Source organism: Vibrio thalassae, assembly GCF_900089835.1.
Lineage (GTDB): Bacteria > Pseudomonadota > Gammaproteobacteria > Enterobacterales > Vibrionaceae > Vibrio > Vibrio thalassae.
Genome location: NZ_OANU01000008.1, coordinates 15,015 through 39,059 on the forward strand (window position 1 = coordinate 15,015; position 24,045 = coordinate 39,059).

The following is a 24,045-nucleotide window of genomic DNA, read 5'->3' on the forward strand; positions in this document are numbered from 1 at the left end:
AAATTAAAAAGCAACGCTTAATTACACATCAAGTAGCAAGCGTGCTGGATCTTCCAATAGTTCCTTAATGGTGACCAAGAAACCTACGGATTCACGACCATCGATTAAACGGTGATCATAAGATAGAGCGAGATACATCATTGGCAAAATTTCTACTTTGCCATCCACCGCCATTGGGCGATCTTGGATTTTATGCATACCTAGAATAGCCGCTTGAGGTGGGTTGATGATTGGCGTAGACATAAGCGAGCCAAATACACCGCCGTTTGTGATAGTAAAGTTACCACCGGTTAACTCCTCAACGGTTAACTTACCGTCACGGCCTTTGATCGCGAGTTCTTTAATGCCTTTTTCGATGTCAGCAAAACCTAACGTGTCACAATCTTTAAGTACTGGCGTCACCAATCCACGAGGCGTAGATACTGCCATGCTGATGTCGAAGTAGTTGTGATACACAATATCATCGCCATCAATCGACGCGTTCACTTCAGGATAACGCTTCAATGCTTCAGTAACGGCTTTCACATAGAAAGACATGAAACCTAAGCGCGTACCGTGACGCTCTTCGAATTGGTCTTTGTATTGCTTACGAAGGTCCATGATCGGCTTCATGTTAACTTCATTGAAAGTCGTTAACATCGCAGTACTGTTCTTAGCCTCTAGCAAACGTTCAGCAACACGCTTACGAAGACGAGTCATTGGCACGCGTTTCTGGCTACGAGCTAAGACTGGTGCAGCCGATGCTTCGGCTTCCACCTGAGGCGCGGATTTCGCAGCAGCAAGATGCGCTTCGATATCTTCACGCGTAATACGGCCGCCGACACCCGTTCCTCTTACATCGTTTGCTGTTAGATCATTTTCTGCGAGCAAGCGACGGACTGCTGGGCTTAACGCATCATTTGATTCATCGGTCAAAGTGGCTTTATGGCGCTTGTCCGGTGAAGCTTCCGTTGACTCTGTAGTATCCCTTGTTGGTTCACCCGCTACCGCGCCAGGTTTTAGCTTGGCGATCAGCTGTTTCGAAAGAACGGTTGCACCTTCTTCTTCAATAATTTCTTCTAGAACACCCGCGTCTGGTGCTGGCACTTCTAGCACTACTTTATCTGTTTCGATATCAACGATAACTTCATCACGCGCTACCGCTTCGCCTGGTTTCTTGTGCCAAGTTGCGACTGTCGCGTCTGCAACTGATTCAGGTAAGTCTGGAACCAGAATTTCAATTGTCATATCTGTGTCTTCCTTTTACTTCTAGTTCTTAATCTAGAGTCAACGCGTCTGAGATTAACGCTTTCTGTTGTTTTAAGTGTACTGACATATAGCCAACCGCTGGAGAAGCCGACGCAGGACGTCCTGCATACTTCAAGTCAGCGCCAGCAGGAATAGCTGCACGGAAGTTATGTTGACTTGAGTACCAAGCACCTTGGTTTTGAGGCTCTTCCTGACACCACACGAAATCTTTCGCATTGGTATAAGCGGCGATTTTCGCTCTTACATCATCCATTGGGAACGGATAAAGCTGCTCGATACGAACAATCGCTACGTCATCTTGGTCGTTGTTACGGCGCTGCTCAAGAAGGTCAAAATACACCTTGCCAGAACAGAATACGACGCGTTTGACATTTTCTGGTTTGATATCATCAATCTCACCGATCGCAGGCTCAAACGTGCCTTCCGATAAATCTTCAATACTGGACACACATAATGGATGTCTTAGCAGTGACTTAGGAGACATTACGATCAGTGGGCGACGCATCGGGCGAACTACCTGACGGCGAATCATGTGGTAAACCTGTGCGGGTGTCGATGGAATAACGACCTGCATGTTTTGTTCAGCACACAATTGAAGATAACGTTCCAAACGAGCTGACGAGTGCTCCGGTCCCTGACCTTCATAGCCATGTGGAAGAAGCATTGTCAGTCCGCATAAGCGGCCCCACTTCTGCTCACCTGAAGAGATAAACTGGTCAATAACCACTTGAGCACCGTTGGCGAAATCACCAAACTGTGCTTCCCAAATTGTTAGACCGCTTGGCTCTGCGGTTGCGTAGCCGTATTCAAACGCTAATACCGCTTCCTCTGAAAGCACAGAGTCGAAGACTTGGAACGGCCCCTGTTTATCATGGAGATTCGCTAACGGGATATATGTACTCGCATCATCTTGATTATGAAGTACCGAGTGACGATGGAAGAAAGTACCACGGCCTGAATCTTGTCCAGAGATACGGATGCGTTTGCCATCGTCTAGAAGGGTTGCGTACGCCAGCGTTTCAGCCATACCCCAGTCGATCATTTTCTCGCCACTCATCATCGCAGCACGATCGTTGTAAAGCTTGTTGACTCGGCTTTGTAGCTTATGACTGTCTGGGTATTGACCAAGTTTTTGACCAAGACCAACCAGACGATCACGCTCTACTTGACTTGCCCATGCCTCATCCCAGTCGCGACCAAGATAAGGTGACCAGTCAACAGAGTGAAGTGCCATTGGACGCCACTCTTTACAGACGACTTCACCACGGTCTAGCGCGTCACGATATTCATTGATCATCTGCGTAGCGGTTTCAATATCACTTTCTCCACGCTCAATCAAAACATCTGCATATAGCTTACGTGGTGTCGGATGTTTTTTGATCTTCTGATACATCAAAGGCTGAGTCGCGTTTGGCTCATCTGCCTCATTGTGACCATGACGGCGATAACACACGAGATCAATCACCACGTCTTTGCCAAACTCATTACGGAAATCGAGTGCAATTTGGGTAACGAATGCAACCGCTTCTGGATCATCAGAGTTAACATGGAAAATTGGTGCCTGAACCATCTTCGCGATATCGGTACAATACATAGTTGAACGAGTATCACGAGGGTTGGATGTGGTAAAACCAACTTGGTTATTCACAACGATACGAATGGTGCCGCCTACTTTAAAGCCGCGAGCTTGAGACATGTTAAACGTCTCAGCTACGACACCCTGACCCGCAATTGCAGAGTCACCGTGAATAGTAATCGGCAGTACCATACTGCCATGACGGTCACTTAAGCGATCTTGACGCGCACGCACTGAGCCAATAACTACTGGGTTAACGATTTCTAGGTGAGATGGGTTAAATGCTAGAGCTAAATGCACATCTCCACCTGGCGTTGCAAAGTCTGCTGAGAAACCTTGGTGGTACTTAACATCACCAGTACCCCATGTTTCGTCATGCTTACCAGCAAACTCATCAAATAGGTCTTGTGGCTTCTTACCCAAGACGTTGACCAGCATGTTCAAACGACCACGGTGCGCCATACCAATTACAACTTCACGCATCCCCTTGCTACCAGCATGGCGGATCAGTTCTTTGGTCATTGGAATAAGGGCATCACCACCTTCTAGAGAGAAACGCTTCGCACCTGGGAATTTGGCACCTAAATAGCGCTCAAGACCCTCTGCCGCCGTCAGTTCTTCAAGGAAAGTGTGTTTATGTTCAATATCAAAGGAGGGCTGACCGACTACGGATTCTAAACGCTGCTGGATCCAACGTTTTTGTGCGGTATTGGTCATGTGCATATATTCTGCACCAACGGAGCCACAATAGGTTTTTTGCAGCGCCTTATGGAGGTCACGCAATGTCATGCTTTCTTGCCCAATAGCAAAAGAGCCAACATTAAATGTTTCATCCAGATCATCCTTCGTCAGAGAATGGAAAGCGGGTTCCAATTCTTCAACGTTTGGACGTTCCCATAGACCCAAAGGATCTAGGTGAGCAGCTTGGTGACCGCGGAAGCGGTAAGCATTGATCAGCTGCAGTACTTTAACTTGTTTAGCATCGACCTCGGGGTCACTTACTTGAACACTTGAATGCTTTGTTTCTTGAGCGAGTCGTCGGAAGTAATCACGGACACGTGAATGCGGTTGTTCAACCACATCGTCAGGTTGCACAGGCAACCCTTCAAAAACACGTCTCCACTCCTCACTTACCTGATCGGGATCACTTAGATACAGTTCGTAGAGGTCTTCTACGTACGTTGCATTGGCGCCTGCCAAGTGTGAAGACTCGAGCCATGCCTTCATCACACCATTGTGCATATTTTCCCTTAACCAGTAGTAGTTTTCACGTATGCTTCGGTCTACGCCGAGCTAGTAGAAGCCAGCTCTTACTAAAGGTCGAGCCGGCAATTTTATTATTTGTTACACCGAACGGTTCACAAGCATTGACTTGATGTGGCCAATTGCTTTTGTCGGGTTTAATCCTTTAGGACATACACTGACACAGTTCATGATGCCATGACAACGGAAAACGCTAAATGCATCGTCAAGATTTGATAAGCGTTCGTCTGTTGCAGTATCACGACTGTCGATCAACCAACGGTACGCGGCAAGTAGACCGGCCGGTCCGATGAATTTATCTGGATTCCACCAAAATGACGGGCAAGATGTCGTACAACATGCACACATAATGCACTCATACAATCCATCCAAATGCGCTCGTTCTTCTGGCATCTGCAGATTTTCACGCGAAGGTGGTAAATTACCATCCGAAATAAGAAACGGCTTAACTTTCGCGTAGTTATCATAAAACTGAGTCATATCGACAATCAAGTCACGAACTACTGGTAGCCCAGGAAGTGGACGAATTACAATCTCGTTTCCTTCCAGAGCTGACAGTGGCGTGATACAAGCTAGGCCATTTTTGCCGTTCATGTTGAGGCCATCAGAGCCACAAACACCTTCACGACAAGAACGGCGGAACGATAACGTTGGATCTTGCTCTTTCAAAAGAATCAAGGCATCCAACACCATCATGTCCGAGCCTTCATCAACGTCGAGCGTGTATGCCTTCATATAAGGCTTTTTATCTACATCCGGGTTGTAACGGTATAGAGAGAAATTAAGTTTCATAGTCTGGTCCTCCCTCTAGTACGTACGTGCTTTCGGTGGGAAAGCTTCACGATAAATCGGCGTCATATTCACATCACGCTTGCTCATCAGTTCAGTTTCCGGATTGTAGATAGAGTGACATAACCACTGCTCATCATCACGCTCTGGGTAGTCAAAGCGAGCATGTGCTCCGCGACTTTCTGTACGATAGTTAGCTGCAACCGCTGTAGAGAATGCCGTTTCCATCAAGTTATCAAGCTCTAAACACTCAACGCGTTGGGTATTAAATTCTGAAGACTTATCAGCAAGGTGTGCATTTTGCAGACGCTCACGAATCACTTTTAGCTCTTCTAGACCTGTTGCCATTGCATCGCCTTCACGGAATACCGAGAAGCTGTTTTGCATACAAGTTTGTAGATCTTTACGAATCTGAACTGGGTCTTCACCTGAAGTGCTGTTTTCCCAGCGCATAGTACGTGCCAGTGACTCTTCAATATCTGATTCCGTTGCTGGACGAGCTTCTGTTTGCGCAGCCAAAGTTTCACCTAGATGAAGACCCGTCGCACGACCAAATACCACGAGGTCAAGCAGTGAGTTACCACCAAGACGGTTAGCGCCATGAACCGATACCGAAGCAATTTCACCACAAGCAAATAGGCCTTGTACTTCAAGGTCGTTTCCAGAGGCATCTTGTTTAATCGCTTGACCAGAAACTTGCGTTGGTACACCACCCATCATGTAGTGACACGTTGGAATAACAGGGATTGGCTCTTTCACTGGATCAACGTGTGCAAACGTTCGAGATAGTTCACAAATACCTGGAAGGCGCGACTCAAGTACGTCTTTGCCTAGATGATCCAATTTCAGTTTAATATGTGGACCCCATGGACCATCGCAGCCGCGACCCTCACGAATTTCAATCATCATTGAGCGAGCAACGACATCACGACCAGCAAGGTCTTTTGCGTTTGGCGCATAACGCTCCATGAAGCGTTCACCATCTTTATTAAGAAGATAACCACCTTCACCACGACAACCTTCTGTTACCAGTACACCAGCACCAGCAATACCCGTTGGGTGGAACTGCCACATTTCCATGTCTTGCATAGGAACGCCTGCACGCAACGCCATACCCACGCCATCACCCGTGTTGATGTGAGCATTGGTAGTGGATGCATAGATTCGACCTGCACCGCCTGTTGCTAGAATAGTGGCTTTAGATTTGAAGTAACAAATCTCCCCCGTTTCCATGCATAACGCAGTACAACCAAGAATCGCACCGTCTTGGTTTTTTACTAGATCAAGCGCGTACCACTCTGAAAAGATCGTCGTCTTATGCTTGATATTTTGTTGATAAAGGGTATGAAGAAGAGCGTGACCAGTACGGTCAGCCGCAGCTGCAGTACGCGCCGCCTGCTCGCCACCAAATTCTTTAGACTGACCGCCAAACGGACGTTGATAGATAGAACCATCTTCAAAACGAGAAAAAGGTAGGCCCATTTTCTCTAACTCAATAACCGACTTAGGACCATTTTTACACATATACTCGATAGCGTTTTGGTCGCCAATGTAGTCAGAACCTTTAACAGTGTCATACATATGCCACTGCCAGTTGTCTTTATGCGAGTTTCCTAGCGCAACCGTGATTCCACCTTGAGCGGATACTGTATGTGAACGAGTAGGAAAAACTTTGGATAGCAATGCACACGATAGGCCTTGCTCTGAAATTTGTAGTGCAGCACGCATGCCCGCACCACCAGCGCCGATAACTACGGCATCAAACTCACGAACTGGAATAGACACTTACGCACCCCACAGAATAAAGAAACCAGAGAAGAAGTAACCAAGAAGCACTGCGATGAAAGTCAGTTGCAGCGCACCACGAAGCTTGGCACATTTGATGTAGTCTGTAAGAACTTGCCATAGACCAATCCACGCATGAATCAGCACTGAAGCTAGCGCTAACATAGTGAAGACTTTGGTGAAAGTACCACCAAAGAAATTGGTCCACGATACGTAGGAAATGTCTCCTGCAAACGCGCAGAAGCTCACGAGATAAATCGTATAAAGGGTCATAATGATAGCGGTAGCACGAATCAATAAGAAATCGTGAACGCCATTACGACCAAATGTTGAGACGTTGTTTACCATACCAATACTCCAGCCAGCAGCGACAGAACACCTGTCACGATGAAGGCAACCTTAGCGCTTTTGGTGCCCGACTCGAGCTCCTCAAAATAGCCTAGGTCCATAATCAAATGACGCACACCACCAACAATGTGATACGCCAAAGCCGTCAAAATTCCCCAAAGGACAAATTTCACAAAGAAACCATCGACGATGTCAGCGGCTTCTGCAAAACCAATCGGAGAAGAGAGTGATTTGGATAGTAACCAAAGAAGTATACCGATCGACACAAACGTAATCACACCCGACACACGGTGCAGGATGGAAGCGATTGCTGTGATCGGAAAGCGAATTGTCTGCAAATCTAAATTAACAGGTCTGGACTTTCTTTCTTTCACGGGCTTGCTCACTCAGCTCCATTGAGCCATTTATTGTTATGAATAAATTTTGGTCCGTAAGCCTCAAAAGTTAACATAAAGTTAACAATAAATTCGTGTTACAAGAGAGATAATTGTAACAATAATGTTAACACACTAAGGTTCAAAACCACCTCACCTCGGTTTGTACCCTAGAATTTATAAGGATTTGACCAACAATTTCACCGCAACTATACGGCTGGCAACATTCTAATACAATTGGTGTAACAAAATATGCTACACAGAACAGATTTTTAACCATTTTTCTATAAAAAATCATAACAAGTGCACACATCACCGTTTAAAAATTGACTTTAACTACGAAGCGAAGTAAAAAATTGGCACACAAACATCCTGGACGGATTAAATAATAAACAAAGGAGATTGTTATGGCGGATAAGAAAGCGACCCTTCATGTTGAAGGTCAAGCGCCAATCGAACTGCCAATTATGGAAGGTTCAATCGGACCGGAAGTTCTTGACGTTCGTAAACTTGGGGCCAATGGTTACTTTACTTTTGACCCAGGTTTTCTTGCCACTGCATCTTGTGAATCTCAAATCACTTACATCGACGGCGGCAAAGGTGTACTCCTACACCGTGGCTTCCCAATCGATCAGTTAGCTAACAATGCAGACTACTTGGAAGTTTGCTATATCCTTCTCGTTGGTGAAGCCCCGACACGAGAAGAATATGAGAGCTTTAAGCAAATCGTTACACGTCACACCATGGTCCATGAACAAATCGCGAGCTTCTTCCACGGTTTCCGTCGCGATGCTCACCCAATGGCCGTAATGTGTGGTGTCGTAGGTGCTCTTGCAGCCTTCTACCACGACTCTTTAGACATCAATAATGATACCCACCGTGAAATCGCAGCGTATCGTTTGATTTCTAAGATGCCGACACTGGCAGCGATGTGTTACAAGTACTCCATCGGTCAACCATTTATCTACCCTCGCAACGACCTTACGTATGCGGAAAACTTCCTACACATGATGTTTGCCAACCCATGTGAAGAATATGAAGTGAACCCTATCGTTGCACGTGCAATGGATAAGATCTTTACGCTACACGCAGACCATGAACAAAACGCTTCGACTTCGACCGTGCGTCTTGCTGGTTCATCGGGTGCTAATCCGTTTGCGTGTATCGCAGCTGGTATCGCGTCTCTATGGGGACCTGCTCACGGCGGTGCAAACGAAGCCTGTTTGCGTATGCTTGAAGAAATCGGTTCTGTTGACCAGATCCCTGAGTTCATAGAGCGTGCGAAAGACAAAGACGATCCATTCCGCCTAATGGGCTTCGGTCACCGTGTTTATAAAAACTATGACCCACGTGCCACAGTAATGCGTGAAGCGTGTCACGAAGTACTGAAAGAGCTAAACATCAAAGACCCGCTACTCGATGTAGCCATGGAGCTAGAGCGTATCGCACTTTCAGATGAGTACTTTGTTGAGAAGAAATTGTATCCCAACGTAGATTTCTACTCAGGTATCATCCTAAAAGCGATTGGTATTCCTGTCTCTATGTTTACGGTTATCTTCGCGATGTCTCGTACGGTCGGTTGGATTGCTCACTGGAATGAAATGCACAGCGATCCGAGTAACCGTATCGGTCGTCCTCGCCAGCTTTATACTGGTGAAGAGATGCGTGATTTCAAACCGCTTCACGAGCGTGAATAGCAGAATAATCACAACAAACACAACATCTAGAAACAAAAGAGCAGCTAACGCTGCTCTTTTTATTGGATTTGTTGTTTATACTGGATTATCAATATCAATGAACTCGACATCGAGACCATGCTCCGATGCTAACCATTCACCGAGAGCCTTGATGCCATACCGTTCTGTCGCATGATGACCCGCAGCAAAATAATGAATATTCAGTTCGCGTGCGGTATAAGTCGTACGCTCTGAGATCTCACCAGAGATGAATGCATCCAGACCTTTTGACGCGGCAAGCTCAATATAATCTTGTCCACCACCTGTACACCAACCAACAGTCTCAATCATTTTGTTTGCTTGATCTGGTGTGATATGAAGCGGTTCTCTCGCTAGCACTTGAGCAATTTTCTGGGCCAAAGCTTCACCTGACATCGGGTTGGCCAATTTGCCAAACATGGCAACCGATTGAGGATGACCTTCTAGTCCGTCAATCACTTCAATCCCCAACAAGTCTGCTAATCGCGCATTGTTACCCAGTTCAGGGTGAATATCCAAGGGCAAATGATAGCCATACAAATTGAGGTCATTCTTAATAAGGGTACGGATACGCTTACCTTTCATTCCTCGAATAGGTTCTGGTTCGCCTTTCCAGAAATAGCCATGGTGAACCAGCAGAGCATCTGCATTAACTGAAACCGCATAATCAATGAGGGCCTGTGAAGCCGTGACACCTGTTACCATCTTTTTGATCTCACTCGTGCCTTCAATTTGTAATCCATTCGGGCTGTAATCTTTAATCAGTTGAGGCGACAACTTGTCATTAAGCACCGCTTCGAGTTGTAAGTTGTTCATAGCACTTCCTGAGCATTTTCTTGATTTTCGTGGTTATAACAATTTAATCTAAGGTTGTCGAAAGGAAAACGCAAGCACATGAACATGAATATAATAAAGGAATTCTCATCGTGGATAAGGACCAGTCCCAGTCTAGTGATGAATGACCATCGAATAGCCCCTTCTTTCCCTATTTCCTCTAGCGATTTAACCACTAGCGATCATTCCGACTATGAAGGAAACCCTAGACTTGGTTTTTTATATCAAGAGCTATGTCGTCGACAATTTGAAGCTAGCCACCCTTACCGCGTTGTTGCTGAGGAGTTACAGTTACAACAAGATAACCGCACCATTGGCGCAATTGACTTTGTACTTGAGAACCTCACGACCCAGCAAATTGAACACTGGGAAGTGGCTATCAAATTCTATTTGCTCAAAGATGGCTACTGGTACGGACCAAATGCCAAGGATAGACTGGACAAAAAATTGCATCGTATGCTTGAACATCAATTAATGATGACGCGCACAGCAGCGTTTCAATCTCTATACCCAGATTTTGAAGACATCACTCAACACTTGCTAATGCAAGGTCGGCTTTATATCAACCCATTCGAAAACCCAACGATTCCCGAATACTGCCTTGGTTTAAAAATCAACCCGAAGAGAGTGACCGGATTTTGGTGCTATCAAAGTCAGTTCGATAAAATCAACGAGCCCGTCTATCTGTTAACAAAACCACTTTGGGCTACCGGGCTAACTGCCAAAGGCAAATCTCCTGTCACTGAATTACCGCCCCATTTTATTCATTGCCAATCTGACACCGGCCATTTTTGGTTTGTCGTCCCAAACGACTGGCCACAAAGCAGCATGTAACATCAAATGGTCATTAATAGACATAAAAATAGGCTCCCAAAGGAGCCCATTTATACATTGTGACCAATCTATCGCGATAAGGAGAACCTTAAGGTCGATACACTTTCACATTGTTAAAACCTTGTTCCTGCAAATACAGCGCCTGTAGACGGCTCATCACGCCACGATCACAGTACAACAGATAGGTTTTCGATTGGTCTAGATCACCAAACTTGGTGCCCAGTTTGAAAAATGGAAGGTGTTGAACTTCAACGCCATCAAGTTCTAACGGACTCGCCTCTTCTTCTTCCGCGCTGCGAATATCAAGCACGACAGCGTGTTGCTCAACCGCTTGAACTTGCTCCACTTCCTGCGTTTGCTCTTGGCTTTCTTTCTCAATATCGCGAATGTCCATCATTCGAGCGTCGTGAACCACTTGCTCAAGAACCGCAAAATCGAATTTCTCTTCTTCTGCTTCTAGCTTAGTTTTCACCGCTTTCACTGTCGGCTTTCGAGAAATCACACCGCAATATTCTGGCATCGTCTTAGCGAAATCTTCCGTACCAATCTCACGAGCAAGATTAATAATATCCTCTTTGTCCCAGTTGATCAGTGGACGAAGAATTAAGGTATCCGTAACCCCGTCAATATGACGTAAGTTGGTCAGCGTTTGACTCGATACTTGCCCCAACGCTTCACCGGTCACCAATGCCTCGATGCCAAACTTATCAGCAAGCATTCCACCAGCACGCATAAACATACGCTTGAGGATGACGCCCATTTGACCGTCTTCAACTTTTTCAAGAATCTCAGCAACAACCGGCTCAAAGTCTACCGATATAAACTTCACTTTTGCAGAAGAACCGTATTTGTTCCACAAGTAATGCGCGACTTGTTTAACACCGATCTCATGCGCTGGACCGCCAAGATTAAAGAAACAGTAGTGAGTTTTTGAACCACGTTTGATATGCAGATAACTCGACACACCAGAATCAAAACCACCGGAGATAAGGCTCAGCACATCCTCTTGAGTTCCAAGAGGGAAACCACCTAGACCTTTATGGCGAGCGATCACTTGATTCAACTTATCGTTGGCAACTTCAATATTGATTGTCACGTCTGGTTTAGACAATTTAACGCGAGCACTTTCTACGGCCTGATTCAGCCCACCACCAACATAGCGCTCTAACTCAATTGACGTAAAATCATGTTTGCCACGACGCTTAGCACGGACAACAAACGTTTTGTCTTCGATACGACTGCCATTCAGTTCCAATACTTGCTCATAAATATCGTGCATATCAGCAAAGTCTGATTGCTGAACTTCAAGCACGTGATGAATACCTGGCGTATGGGTTAAGATCTCCAATACTTCGTTATAGTACTCATCAGAGTTAGCATTCACTTCAATGTGATCACGACGGTTATATACCGCTACAGATTCAGTACGGCGTTGGATAATAATTCGCAGGTTGCACTCTAAGATTCTGGTAAAGCGCTTACGCACTGAATCGCTTTTTACAAAAATCTCTGGATGGGGCTTTACGATAAATCTCATAGTCTTTTCACATCTCGTTGCAATGCTGTCTTAACGCGACAGTATAGGTAACTAATATCAACTGTAGTACAAACTCAGCCATCTCATCATACCAAGTTTGAGACTTAAGCGGACAAGAGACAGTTTGGGGCGCAAGTATATACTTTACGCAATTAAGATGCGAGTGTTGCAATCACCGCCGTCGAGCAGCGTCTGAACCGCGATTTTTGCTCTGTACTGCTAAAGCTCTAAGTTTAAGTATCGTGCTTTGAAACAAGAAATAGAAAAAAGCCCCAGCCGAGCGCTGGGGCAAAAGGGTTACACGTTATGATTTTCGGTTACCTAACCATACCCATCCTTGTTCGGTTTTTCTGACTTTACTACCAGGCTTAAACGGTACTTTCATCACCCCAACATCCACCATACCTTCGACAAAATACTCATCGGTAATCGCGCTATCTTGTTCAAATTTCACTAGCGACACCTTATAGTCCGTAACGTTCTTCAGTTGGCTATATAGTATGGCTAGGAAGCTAGATTTATCGTAGCCATTTTCAACAAAATCATCCGCATAGAACGTCGCGATACGCGCCTTGTCTTGACTTAGAATGGCCGCTTTGAAACTGTCGAAAAACGCAATAACCTCTTGAGGCGGAGTGACTATAGGCGCTTGATATTTCGCAACCTCTTCCGCATTGTCGTTAGATTTACCGCCTAAGAAACGAATCACATCTTGGTTAAATTGCTCAGCAATATCGGTGTGGATAAAGTGCCCAACTTCTGGATAAATAACGACGGTCGGCACGTTCCCCGCTTCCGATAATCTATCATGAAGAGGCTTGACAATATCCCAACGGAGATCTTGGTTATTACTAAAGACAGTCGTAGGAATAAACGGTTCTTTTTCACCATAGGTCACAAATATAGGCGAGCTAATACGATCAAGTTGTTTTACCAAACTCTTTGGATCTTCTTTTAACGTTTCCGCTCCCATTGAATAAATATCGCGTATATACGTTTTAGTCCAAGATTCAAACTCGTCTCGACTATTATCTATCATAAATTGACGAACATCCGTAATGTACTCTGTCATTGGTGTTTCCGTTAAGAAATAACCAGACGATGACTCCATTATGGTTCCAGTCTTCGGGTTCTTAGCTTTAAAATAGTTAAATAATGCGATGTCTTCAGGTGTTTTTTGTTGTTCCAGTGTTACTGTACTACCCCAAATTTTGTACCAGTTGTCATAAGAATCCGCCTGGTTAGGACTGAAAAAAGGTGCCGTTGAGAACTCTTCTAACCCACCTGGCGCTTCTAGGACTATTTTATCCACCATCTCTGGATGCTTCAGCGTGTAGCCAAGCACCCACTGTGCCCCCATCGAATGTCCTAAGAAGTGCGCTTTATCGATGTTAAGTTCGTTACTTAATAAGTCATGTATTGCGACACGAGTATCATCCAAAGAGCGAGTAATAGGATTATCTAGATTACCGGGTATGGATTTTCCGTAATGAGGTAAATCTGGAGCAATCACACGGTAGCCTTGCGCTAACAAGTCACGCATAAGCTCCGCATAATAGCCCGCGTACATGCCTTTACCGTGGATGAGCACCACAACAGGCGGTGATGGATCTTGACCTAAATACTCATCCATATAGGCAATTTGCCATTCAATATCTTTGCCATCATGGACAGTGGCATACTTGACTGGAAAAGGATAATTGACACAGTCGAGCCAAAAGCTCTGAGTACATTGTTGCTCGACCGACAGTGCTTTCATTTCAGGTAAAGGGTAAGTCTGCTGTTGCGCACAGCCTGATAATAACCCAAATAACAACAGCGACGATAAGGTAGCGATAGTTGGCTTATTCATTTATTATTTCCTTGAACTATTTCTCTAGAGAGATATAAATAAAATATTTTTAAATTAACCTATCAAAAAATCTGATATTTTCTTACAAAGATATTCTGGCTGATCAATAAAGAGTGAGTGTCCTGAATCCGAGCACTCATGAATATCTATACTTATACCTAGCGTGGTTAGTTCTTCATTGGTTTGTTGAGCGGTTATCAAAGGAATAACCAAATCAGACTCACCATGTAAAATTAATGCAGGAGCCTTCAGTCTAGTTAGTAAGTTATTACCATCTACAATACCATTTGTTTTGTTAGAAATATTAAACCTCGATAGCGCATAATACACATTATCAATATTTACTTGAGTGAGGACATCATCGATGAGTTGCGAATAGTAAAATTCCTCGGGTTTTTTATGGTTATAAACGGCCGTATCCCAAAGCTGTTTTACAAAGGTTTTATCTTTATGCTTAAAAGCCGAAACAACCGTAGAAATAGCCGCATCTTGACAGATCATTTCCTTGCTTGTGAGCAGTTCACCTTGACCAAAATTGGCTCTTAATGGATAGCCCGCAGTACCAATGCTACTAATGAGTATCAGGTGGGTAATTTTCTCAGGATAATCACATGCCATTTGCATCGCAACACCGCCACCCATTGACCATCCGGCAACAGCAAAACTATCGATATCAAGCAGTTGCATTAATTCATTAATATCACTTGAAAGTTCACTAAGTGAGTCAATCGGCTTTCGATATGACGACAAGCCAAATCCACGCATATCAGGTGCAATAACTCGAATATTATTAGGCAGAGTGTTAATAAATTGCTCCAAATGCTTCGAAGATGTCATATTGCCGTGAAGTAATAGCAATGTTGTTCCCTGACCTCGATCAATATACGCAATCGACTCACTATTGCTTAATGTTACCTTGTTATACATTTTCATTCCTAATTACTTAATAAATTGCGGTGATACTAATAGATAGCCTAGTCAAGGAATGTTAGTTTAATCACTAATTAGAAACCGAATTATGCACAAAATGAAAAACAGAATTCTGTAAATCGAGATAATAAATTTTCCATTATTCATATATTATCCAGATGTTATCGACACCTATTAATAAGCAGAAATGATGACTTACAAGCTGATATTATCATGGTTTCATAACGTGTGTAATAGCATTATACCCTGTCACTCTCTCTGAATTACGTATATTGAGGTCACCTGGATATATAGCAATCATAATGAATCAGACAAAATTCAAGCAATAAAACAACAATGGAGTGGTTAAAATGGTTGTTAACCGGTTTTGCTTATCACGTTCAGCGCTAATGTGTTCGTTAGCCTTGTTCGGAATGTCAGCTCAAGCAGCTACCTTTAATTTTGATGGTATCGGAAAACTAGAGTTTAACGCAGATGCTGCTGTAAAAGGCTATCATTTAAGCAATGGTGAAGATAATAACCCATTAGTTCTGCCTGAAGATAAAAGCGGCGTGCTAACACGGGTTCGTCTTGGTATAAACATGTATGACGAAACTGGTTGGGCAATTAAAACTCGATTTTTAGGCTTCTATAACTGGGCTGGTGATAGACGTCATTCTGGCGGCTCAGGAACAAATTATAATGATGGTGTCAACAACGATTCTTTATCGTTAGACGAAGCCTACCTTGAATATAGCGGTATTAATTCTTGGTTATTTAGAGTTGGCCGACAAGAAGCAAACTGGGGTTATGGTTTTAATATTACCGATGACCGTCGTGACCGTATACTAGCGATGAAAACTATGATGCTAGATAGTGGTTACGTGGGATTCTTAGGTATTTATGATTTACGTTTTGCGGAAGACTTTTCGACCGCCTCAGCGGGAAACAAAGAGTTTACCGGCGACCTAAGTATGTATTCTTTAGCCGCTATTGGTAACTATAAGGGCTTAGACTGGGGTATTTTAGCCGCTTATTTCGATGGTTCTGAAGCAACAGACTTCATGAACGAAGTGTCGAACCCTTACTATACTCATTATTTCTATAATATTTCTCCATACTTTAGCAAAACCATTGGTGATTTCTCGGTAAAAGGTGCAGCCAATGTCATCCTTTCTGATGCGAATAAAGATCTTCCTATTTATTTTTGGGGGAACAATAGTTGGTCAGGATTTGTTGAAGGTGGCTACCAAATTGTTAACAGATTTCAACTGCAAGCTCAAGTTGCTGCAATGGGTGACGGCGGCTTAGTTGGCCGTGGTTGGGACAGTTACTCTATGCTTATCAACAGCGACCCTAGAAATGACATCAACCCAGTTCGATCAGAATTCTTTGGTGGATTTGGTAACTACAACGGGAATGGCGGTAAAGATGGTGTGTTATTTGGAATGCGCGGTAACTGGACCCCAATCGAAAAATTAAAGTTGACGTTCGCGGTCGGCCACATGGATATGGATACGTATAACGCAGACATCTTCCGTGATGGAGTCAAATCAACGTTTTATGATTTAAATGCTGTCTACGAATTTAAACCAGGCACCACCTTTGAACTCAGAGCGGGCTACGCCGACGGCGATATTAATGATACGGCCGTCATGTCGACGATTCGAGTGAAGTTTGGTTAATCTCGCCATTACTATCGAGACTGATTCTCAAGTCAAGCATCGATAACAATCATAGGCATCTTCAACGAGAGGTAGTTGGTTCCCCAACTCACCTCTCGTTTGTCATATTAGGCGCAGTTTCCCCACCGAATAAGCAATAGAAATACCACAAAAAAGCCTCAGACCAATACTGAGGCTACATTAAGCATCACTTCTAATCGCTATGCTGATATTTAATTAAAAAAATCCATTTCATAATGATTACCATTAGAAACAACATTTTCAAAGTTGGTAATAAGATCTGTGCTTATGAGATTATCTTCATCCCAGCGTTCAACCTGATACCAACCTTCCTGTTCACCAGTAAGAGCGGTAATTTTGAACCCGGTATGACCTTCAATAACATAATCGTCCTCGCCAGCACCACCATCAGCCACATTATTACCCGCATCGCCGTAAACGGTATCATCACCATCATCACCGTTTAACGTATCATCGCCTTTACCACCGAATAGTACATCACTATGCTTACCACCATGAAGAGTATCATTGCCGTCACCGCCATATAGGGTGTCGTTGCCTTCATTGCCATACAAGGTGTCATCGCCATCATTGCCGAACAGCTCATCTGGCCCTTTACCACCATAAAGATTATCATCCTCTGCGTCACCATTGATCACATCAAACCCACTGTCACCTCTGAGGGTTTCATCACTAGCAGTGCCATCCGTAGTAAAGTCCTGTGGGTTAGTTAGCATATCGAGGATAAGTTCGGTCTTTCCTTCTTGAATCAACCTTGCAATGTAGTCCCCTTGCTGGGCATTATTGACAAAAAAATCATCGAAGGTAATGCTTGTTCCGAGATCTTTATCATTTTTAGCATGCAGTAATTCCATATCAATGATCAAATCTTTACCATCGTCACTGATGCTAATAACAGCCTCGTTCATTGCATGTTCCAGGAAGTCATCGGCGCTCTCTATACCCTCATCACCAAGACCAAGTTTCTTCACCGCGCTCTCAACCTGAGCATCTAATTTGCCCTCCAGCTTCTCTACTCGTGCAGAAAAGTCTTTATCTGAGTCATTCGAGCGCTTAGCGTAAATTTCATTTTCGAGCACATAATCTTTGCGATTAAATACCAGTTGTAAACTGTCTTGACCCAAATTGAAACCAGAAATAGTGTTATCGCCACCTTTGAAAACACGCATAGAGAAAGTGTCAGGATCACCATCTTGCAAATCAATTAGGGTATCGTTACCAACACCTCCGAATAACAAATCACTGCCTTTGCCACCGTGCAAAGTATCATCACCACGATTGCCCTCTACAATATCGTCACCTTTAGTACCTTGAATGAAGTCGTCACCTTGTTTACCTCGGATGAAGTCAGAGCCACTTTTTCCTTTCATAGCGTCTGAATTTTCTGTGCCGATTTGAATGTTATAGTTACTCATATTTGCTACTCCCTTTCTGTTATAGTTCCCTCATCCCTTTCTCCATACTTTGTAGTAACGGAGATAAAAGGTAATCGAGTATGGTTCGTTGCTGCAGCACTATTTGTGCTTCGACGGGCATTCCCGGTTTAAGATCGACGCCCAAATCCAATAATTCCAGCGTATTAAGTGCGATCTTTCCTTGATAAAAATGCGCGCCTGTTGATTCATCAACAATGCTGTCCGCAGATAAATGAATTAACTCCCCGCTGACGGCTGGAACTTGACGAAAACTGTATGAAGTTAAGCGAATATTCGCAGAGAGACCTTTGTACACTGCTTCAATATCTTTAGGCTGAATATTGACACTGGCAATAACCCGCGTGTTATCGGGTACGATTTCCATAATGGTGCTTGTTGGTGCCACCACCCCACCTTGGGTGTGAACCACAAGATTAATCACATCGCCACTGACAGGAGCGCGTACTTCAATTCTGTCATTAAGGGTATTAATCGCGACCAACTGCTCTATAATCGCTTGTTGTTCTGCGATTAACTCTTGCTTTTGCTCTTGTGCTAACTTGAAAAAGCCTATCTTCTTCGCTTCAAGTTGAGAGCCTAACTCCGATATAATACTGCGCGCTCGCTTAATACGAGCCTTATGCTCTGCGATACGAGCAATTAGGCTTGCATACTCACGCTTCAATTCTAGATAGGCAACCTTAGACACATAGCCTTTATCTAATAACGTCGCATTTGCCTCAATCTCCTCCTCGAGAAGCACCAACGATTGCTCATCGCTAATTAGCCAAGCTTGAAAACTGTCTCGATCATTTTCGGTTTGCATAATCTGCTGTCGAATCGCTAGTAATTGCTCCTTTAATAGCAACCGGTTTTGGTTCAGCAATGTTTCTTGGTCTTGACGAATTTGTCGCTGAACCTGTGTCAATTCATCCTCGTCAGACCATGCAATTGCTTGTTCTGTCAATTCTGCTTCGATACGCGCAAGACGTGCCCGAATAGTAAACTGCATCTGACTTAACTGTTCTAATTCGCTTGCCAATATCGGGTCTGATAGCACCAACAGTAAATCGCCTTGTTGAACTTTCTGGCCTTCCTTTACCAGCAACCGCTCAACGACGCCACCTGAATGATGCTGAACCGCCTGATTTTCAACTTCTGTAACTAACTTACCCGGAGCTAACGATGCTGAGTGAAGTGGTGCAAGCGCGCTCCAAACCCCGCCCCCAACAACCGCTATCAATAGAATTAAACCAGCCGCCCACACAAAAGGAGAAAGACTTAGATTAAAACTGAGTGATGATTCTGAATGCCGCAATTTCATAGTGCACTCCCAATCGATTCGACTTTCGAGCTTGGGAGACCAAGGATTTCCGCCGTCGCACCAATTTTTTCTATTTTTCCCCCGTTTAAAGCAATCGCTAACGTCGTATGTTTCAAAATAGAAATGCGATGGGAGATCACGACCACCGTGACACTTTTGTTCTTCGCATGCGCCAAGAAATTCATTAACATCGATTGTCCTTGATGATCTAAACTTGAGTCCGGTTCATCAAGAACCAACAATGTAGGTTTGGTATAAAGGGCTCTAGCCATCGCAATTCTTTGCTGCTGACCTCCAGATAATCGAACCCCCAAACTCCCTACCAATGTTTGATACCCATTCGGCAAGGTCAAGATCATCTCATGCACACCTGCCAATTTAGCAGCGTCGACAATATCTTTCGAAAGTGCATTTTCTTCAAAACGACAAATATTCTGAGCAATCGTACCGGCTAATAACTTACCATTTTGCGAAACGTAACCGACCTGATGGCCAAACTGTTCTCGTTGTATTTGATTTAATGTCGCACCATCAATTCTAATTTCACCAAGCCTTGGAACCACCAAGCCTAGTATTGCTTTCGCTAGTGTTGACTTACCTACTCCGCTAGTACCGACTATCGCGACTGACGTTCCTGCTGGAATGTGAAACGAAAGATTTTCAAGTAACGGCTTTTCTACATTAGGATGACCCAGTGTCACATTATCGAAGCTGATATCTCCGCTAATTTTTGGTAGCTCTACCCTATCTTGCTCTAAGGACACCATCACCTCGTTCAGCCTTTGATGAGAACGCCAGCCCTCAACCCAGTGTTGCCAATTATGAATCGCCTGTTCTACTGGAGAGAGTACCCGCGCCATGATCATAGAAGCGGCAATCAATACTCCAGCTCCAACTTCGTTTTGTAGCACTAGCAAGACCGAAACCGCTAAAATCCCAACTTGCAGCATCATTCTGATATATTTCGATAACGACATGATCCCTCTCAACAAATTGTCAGCATTCGCTTTATCTACTGTCGAGTTAATCGCTTCATCACTTCGCTTGCTAATTAAATTCTGGCTCATGCCTAAGGCACTAATTATTTCCGCATTCCCTAACCAGTCACTCGTTAATGCATTAAAAACATTTTTATTTTTTGACGATCGCTCTTGCAGGCGCTTTGTCACTATCATGCTTAGCAAAGAAATAGCAAACAACACAATAGCGCCAGCTAAAGCAAAGTGACCTAAATGCGGGTGCATGAGATACATGGTCGCTAAAAATATAGGCACAAAAGGCGCGTCAAAGAGCGCAAAAATGCCCGGTGATGCTACCGTTTCCCGAACTCGCTCAAGGTCTGATAATGCCTGACTATGAATGGCGTTCTTTGCCAACGATTGCTTCAAAGAAGCGTGAAAGGCCAAGGCACTGCAAGACTCTTGAATTCGATACCCGTATCGCAATGTAATTTGGCTTCTTATCCATTCTAGAATTGATTGTATTGAGACGAAAAAAAATGTAATGATGATGAGCATTGTCAGTGTTTCATAACTCTCTGACGTGAGAACCCGATCAAAAACTTGCATAGAAAACAACGGCACGACTAAAAATAATACGTTTACGACCATCGAAATTGCCGCAATAAATACAGCTAAAGTAAAGCTAAAAGAAAAATATTGACGACTTTTGTTATCCATAACATCATGCCATTGAAATTAAAAACTTCATCTAAAGTAAGGTAAATATCTAAGGTTTATGCGCATCGAATATGGTCAACATATATTTTTGTAACCTGATAGAAATATGCGCCTGTCAGCCTGAAATGAATCTGTAGAGCTGGAATTCAAAAAAACAATCGAGCTGGTTATGTTAATAACTTATGAATGAAGTGCTAGAAACTTGAATCAATAATACTAGCCTGTCCAAGCTTTAAGATAGGTTGCATAGCATTTGCAAAATAACAATAAGTCAATCGCAATTACTAAAAAAATCTGCAGATTTGAAGTTATTGGCATGTTGTATGCTGCACTTAACGTAGTGTCAAGAATAGCAATATTGACGGGATGAAACCGTTGCTGCCACGCTTGTCTGCTCATAAAGCCCAGGCTAATATAGACCTAGGCTTTCTCTTTAGTAGGCAGTCATGATTTGGGGATGTTTTCTTTCGTAAATTTTCCTAAATTTTTTCGAATCAAATATGTCGATATATCTGTCTGCTCAACGGCTTATTTCCCCCTCTGCCGGTACTTCATCGGTATATACAGGCTCACCTTGCATGATGCTAATTTCAACGCGGCGGTTACGCGCTCGTTGTCGCTCAGTGTCATTTGGTCCTAATGGTTCAGTATCTGCAACGCCAATAACTCGCAAACGCTGATGAGAGAAACCTTTCACTTTCTCCATTTCTTGAGCCACGGAGACCGCTCGCTGAGAAGACAAGTCCCAATTAGAGCGATACAGCTCAGAATCCAGCGGTAAGTTGTCAGTATGCCCAGATACGCGAACTTGACCAGGAATGTCCTTGACCAAATCCGCGACCTGACGAACCAACGGTCTAAATTTGGGTTGTAAAAATGCTGAACCTTCAGGGAACGCACCTTTTTCTTGAATCCGGATAACCAGTTGTTGACCGAGATTATCAACTTCAACCGAACCTTGTTTGATTTCTTGTTGCAGTGCTTTCTTTATGATCTCTTCTAGCTTATCCAGATCGTCACTTTCTTGGTCACTTTGAGAGGAAGCACTACCAATCTGGTTTTTCTGTGTCCTTTCTGCCGTTTGACCGCCCGTCATCTTGCCATCATCCCGCTGGTTACCACCCGCTCGGTCGGAATCACCTTCATGAAACTCAAGAGTTTGCTGAGTTATATCCATTGTCTGTTGCATGATGACATCGATAGGCGTCGGCTCGGGACGCCCCGGTCTAAACTCTTGAGCGATGATACTTGTCCCCTTAGGAATATCTTTCACTTCAAGGCGATTTTGCACGCCAAAAGCAAACTTCATGGAACCCGCTATTTGTTTGAACTTGAGTACGTCCATTTCGGAAAATGACAGTAGAAGTACAAAAAAGCACATTAGTAGCGACATCAAATCAGCAAATGTCCCCATCCATTGAGGAAGGCCAGGTGGCGGACAATCACATTTTTGTTCCTCTTCCACTTCCCCTCCTACAACAACTTAATATGTGGGATAGCCATATTACTCACCATCCAAATCAAAGGCTCGCTTGCTTTCATTGAGGTAGTTTTTCAAATAGCCATCAATCACACGAGGATTTTGGCCATCCTGTATCGCCAAGACACCATCCATAATTAATCGACGGTTGAGTTTTTCTTGCTCACGACGCAATGCGAGTTTGTCAGCAATAGGGAAGAAAAGCATATTGGCGAGAACTGCGCCATATAACGTCGTCAATAGCGCCACCGCCATAGCAGGACCAATCGACTTGGGATCGTCCATGTTCGACAACATCGCCACGAGACCGATTAGAGTACCGATCATTCCCATCGCAGGAGAGACTTCACCAAACGCCTTAAACACCCCGGCGCCTTTCACATGGCGCTCGTCGGTTAGCGCAATGTCTTTTTGCATCGCATTACGCACCACTTCAGCGTCATGGCCATCGACTAACAGATCAATACCCTTTTGCATAAAGCTGTTCTGAATGTCCATTTCTTCCAACGCAAGAAAGCCGCCTTTACGCGCAGCATCTGCCATCTCAACGATTTTGGCGATCAAGTCTTCTGGCTCATCCGTTTTGAACATGAAGGCTTTACCAGCAATCTTGGTCGCGCTGAAGAACTGGCTAAGAGTGAACTTCATTAAAACCACGAATGTCGAACCACCAATCACGATGAAAACCGACGTAGTATCGTAGTACGTCATGATGCTGCCACCAAGCACCATCGCTATAATGATTGAAGCGGCCCCACCAATGAGACCAATTAGCGTTGCTAAATCCACTCAACACCCCATAAATAATTGCCATCAATGATTATTGACGAACTAGAATAACCGCACGAGTCTATCGCGTTATATTCAGGTTATCGACCGTATACTCATATCTTTAAGTAATTTATGACCTTAAAATCACAAATTTCCTTTTTCGAAGCACTGGATTGAGTTATCTGCTTAAGAAATCACAAGAAAACAATATCTTCCAGTATTTTGAGATCCATGTAGGTGAACAATTTTGTAGCAGAAACAGCACGTGGAAAGCATCTTGGTTACATTTTTGACACCATTAGTTTGACCATCCGTTACGGCTCATGTAACGTTCGAACATTTCTGATAAAACAAGTAAGTTATGGCGACGAAAAAACCAGAGAACATGTCGTTTGAAGCGACAGTAGACGAGCTTGATATGCTTGTCGAACAACTAGAAAATGGTGACCTTGCACTGGACGATGCCTTAAAGAAATTTGAACGTGGTATCGCCTTAGCTCGTGCAGGCCAACATAAGCTTACTGAAGCAGAACAAAAAGTCAGCATCCTATTAGCAAAAGATGATGACGCAGAACTTGAAGACTTCTCCCCGTCAGAAGAATAGAA

19 protein-coding genes are annotated in these 24,045 nt (G+C 43.9%); 4 read left to right on the top strand and 15 right to left on the bottom strand.

The annotated features are described in order from the left end of the window. Positions 1–21: 21 nt before the first annotated feature. The 6 genes from odhB to sdhC all read right to left on the bottom strand — a co-directional run bounded on the left by odhB (position 22) and on the right by sdhC (position 7,395). The gene (odhB, locus tag VTH8203_RS04640) at positions 22–1,227 is read right to left on the bottom strand and encodes a 2-oxoglutarate dehydrogenase complex dihydrolipoyllysine-residue succinyltransferase (RefSeq protein ID WP_096992606.1); all 1,206 of its coding nucleotides are present in this window, start codon (positions 1,225–1,227) and stop codon (positions 22–24) included. A 28-nt stretch (positions 1,228–1,255) separates the two neighbouring features. Further along, positions 1,256–4,066 (bottom strand): 2-oxoglutarate dehydrogenase E1 component, encoded by a 2,811-nt coding sequence (sucA, locus tag VTH8203_RS04645; protein ID WP_096992607.1) that lies wholly within the window; start codon positions 4,064–4,066, stop codon positions 1,256–1,258. Positions 4,067–4,168: 102 nt separating this feature from the next. Next, positions 4,169–4,879, bottom strand: a complete 711-nt coding sequence (locus tag VTH8203_RS04650; protein ID WP_096992608.1) for a succinate dehydrogenase iron-sulfur subunit — start codon at positions 4,877–4,879, stop codon at positions 4,169–4,171. A gap of 15 nt (positions 4,880–4,894) precedes the next feature. Further along, on the bottom strand, positions 4,895–6,661 hold the full coding sequence (sdhA, locus tag VTH8203_RS04655) for a succinate dehydrogenase flavoprotein subunit (RefSeq protein ID WP_096992609.1): 1,767 nt from the start codon (positions 6,659–6,661) through the stop codon (positions 4,895–4,897). Beyond that, positions 6,662–7,009 (bottom strand): succinate dehydrogenase, hydrophobic membrane anchor protein, encoded by a 348-nt coding sequence (sdhD, locus tag VTH8203_RS04660; protein ID WP_006074263.1) that lies wholly within the window; start codon positions 7,007–7,009, stop codon positions 6,662–6,664. Next, positions 7,003–7,395 (bottom strand): succinate dehydrogenase cytochrome b556 subunit, encoded by a 393-nt coding sequence (gene sdhC, locus VTH8203_RS04665; RefSeq protein ID WP_096992610.1) that lies wholly within the window; start codon positions 7,393–7,395, stop codon positions 7,003–7,005. The genes sdhD and sdhC overlap by 7 nt, the downstream gene beginning before the upstream one ends. A 395-nt stretch (positions 7,396–7,790) precedes the next feature. Between sdhC and VTH8203_RS04670 the strand changes: the two genes are divergently transcribed. Further along, entirely contained in the window at positions 7,791–9,080 is a 1,290-nt protein-coding gene (locus VTH8203_RS04670) for a citrate synthase (protein ID WP_096992611.1), read from the top strand. A gap of 75 nt (positions 9,081–9,155) precedes the next feature. On the opposite strand, the gene VTH8203_RS04675 is transcribed toward VTH8203_RS04670, so the two are convergent. After that, the gene (locus tag VTH8203_RS04675; RefSeq protein ID WP_096992612.1) at positions 9,156–9,914 is read right to left on the bottom strand and encodes a Nif3-like dinuclear metal center hexameric protein; all 759 of its coding nucleotides are present in this window, start codon (positions 9,912–9,914) and stop codon (positions 9,156–9,158) included. Positions 9,915–9,998: 84 nt separating this feature from the next. Here VTH8203_RS04675 and VTH8203_RS04680 point away from each other — a divergent pair, with 84 nt between their 5' ends. Next, positions 9,999–10,766: a DUF1853 family protein gene (locus VTH8203_RS04680; protein WP_096992673.1), complete on the top strand. Its 768-nt coding sequence runs from the start codon at positions 9,999–10,001 to the stop codon at positions 10,764–10,766. Between the two features lie 88 nt (positions 10,767–10,854). On the opposite strand, the gene thiI is transcribed toward VTH8203_RS04680, so the two are convergent. The 3 genes from thiI to phaZ all read right to left on the bottom strand — a co-directional run bounded on the left by thiI (position 10,855) and on the right by phaZ (position 15,082). Then, a complete protein-coding gene (gene thiI, locus VTH8203_RS04685) occupies positions 10,855–12,303 on the bottom strand; it encodes a tRNA uracil 4-sulfurtransferase ThiI (RefSeq protein ID WP_096992613.1) in 1,449 nt (482 codons plus the stop codon). 304 nt (positions 12,304–12,607) lie between these two features. After that, positions 12,608–14,155 carry an alpha/beta fold hydrolase gene (locus tag VTH8203_RS04690; RefSeq protein WP_096992614.1) on the bottom strand — a complete coding sequence of 516 codons (1,548 nt, stop codon included), beginning with the start codon at positions 14,153–14,155 and terminating at the stop codon, positions 12,608–12,610. Between the two features lie 54 nt (positions 14,156–14,209). Next, positions 14,210–15,082, bottom strand: a complete 873-nt coding sequence (phaZ, locus tag VTH8203_RS04695; protein ID WP_208617717.1) for an intracellular short-chain-length polyhydroxyalkanoate depolymerase — start codon at positions 15,080–15,082, stop codon at positions 14,210–14,212. A gap of 353 nt (positions 15,083–15,435) precedes the next feature. Between phaZ and VTH8203_RS04700 the strand changes: the two genes are divergently transcribed. Next, positions 15,436–16,749, top strand: coding sequence for a hypothetical protein (locus tag VTH8203_RS04700; protein WP_096992616.1), 1,314 nt, complete (start codon positions 15,436–15,438; stop codon positions 16,747–16,749). Between the two features lie 212 nt (positions 16,750–16,961). On the opposite strand, the gene VTH8203_RS04705 is transcribed toward VTH8203_RS04700, so the two are convergent. The 5 genes from VTH8203_RS04705 to pomA all read right to left on the bottom strand — a co-directional run bounded on the left by VTH8203_RS04705 (position 16,962) and on the right by pomA (position 23,457). After that, on the bottom strand, positions 16,962–18,185 hold the full coding sequence (locus VTH8203_RS04705) for a calcium-binding protein (RefSeq protein WP_096992617.1): 1,224 nt from the start codon (positions 18,183–18,185) through the stop codon (positions 16,962–16,964). 19 nt (positions 18,186–18,204) lie between these two features. Next, positions 18,205–19,509: an HlyD family type I secretion periplasmic adaptor subunit gene (locus tag VTH8203_RS04710; RefSeq protein WP_096992618.1), complete on the bottom strand. Its 1,305-nt coding sequence runs from the start codon at positions 19,507–19,509 to the stop codon at positions 18,205–18,207. Next, positions 19,506–21,188 carry a type I secretion system permease/ATPase gene (locus VTH8203_RS04715; RefSeq protein ID WP_096992619.1) on the bottom strand — a complete coding sequence of 561 codons (1,683 nt, stop codon included), beginning with the start codon at positions 21,186–21,188 and terminating at the stop codon, positions 19,506–19,508. Before VTH8203_RS04715 ends, VTH8203_RS04710 begins: the two co-directional genes overlap by 4 nt. A 520-nt stretch (positions 21,189–21,708) precedes the next feature. Then, entirely contained in the window at positions 21,709–22,653 is a 945-nt protein-coding gene (locus VTH8203_RS04720; RefSeq protein ID WP_096992620.1) for a flagellar motor protein MotB, read from the bottom strand. A 39-nt stretch (positions 22,654–22,692) separates the two neighbouring features. Continuing rightward, positions 22,693–23,457 (bottom strand): flagellar motor protein PomA, encoded by a 765-nt coding sequence (gene pomA, locus VTH8203_RS04725; protein WP_096992621.1) that lies wholly within the window; start codon positions 23,455–23,457, stop codon positions 22,693–22,695. Between the two features lie 343 nt (positions 23,458–23,800). On the opposite strand from pomA, the gene xseB reads away from it, so the two are divergent. Beyond that, the gene (gene xseB, locus VTH8203_RS04730; protein ID WP_096992622.1) at positions 23,801–24,043 is read left to right on the top strand and encodes an exodeoxyribonuclease VII small subunit; all 243 of its coding nucleotides are present in this window, start codon (positions 23,801–23,803) and stop codon (positions 24,041–24,043) included. The last annotated feature ends 2 nt before the right edge of the window (positions 24,044–24,045 follow it).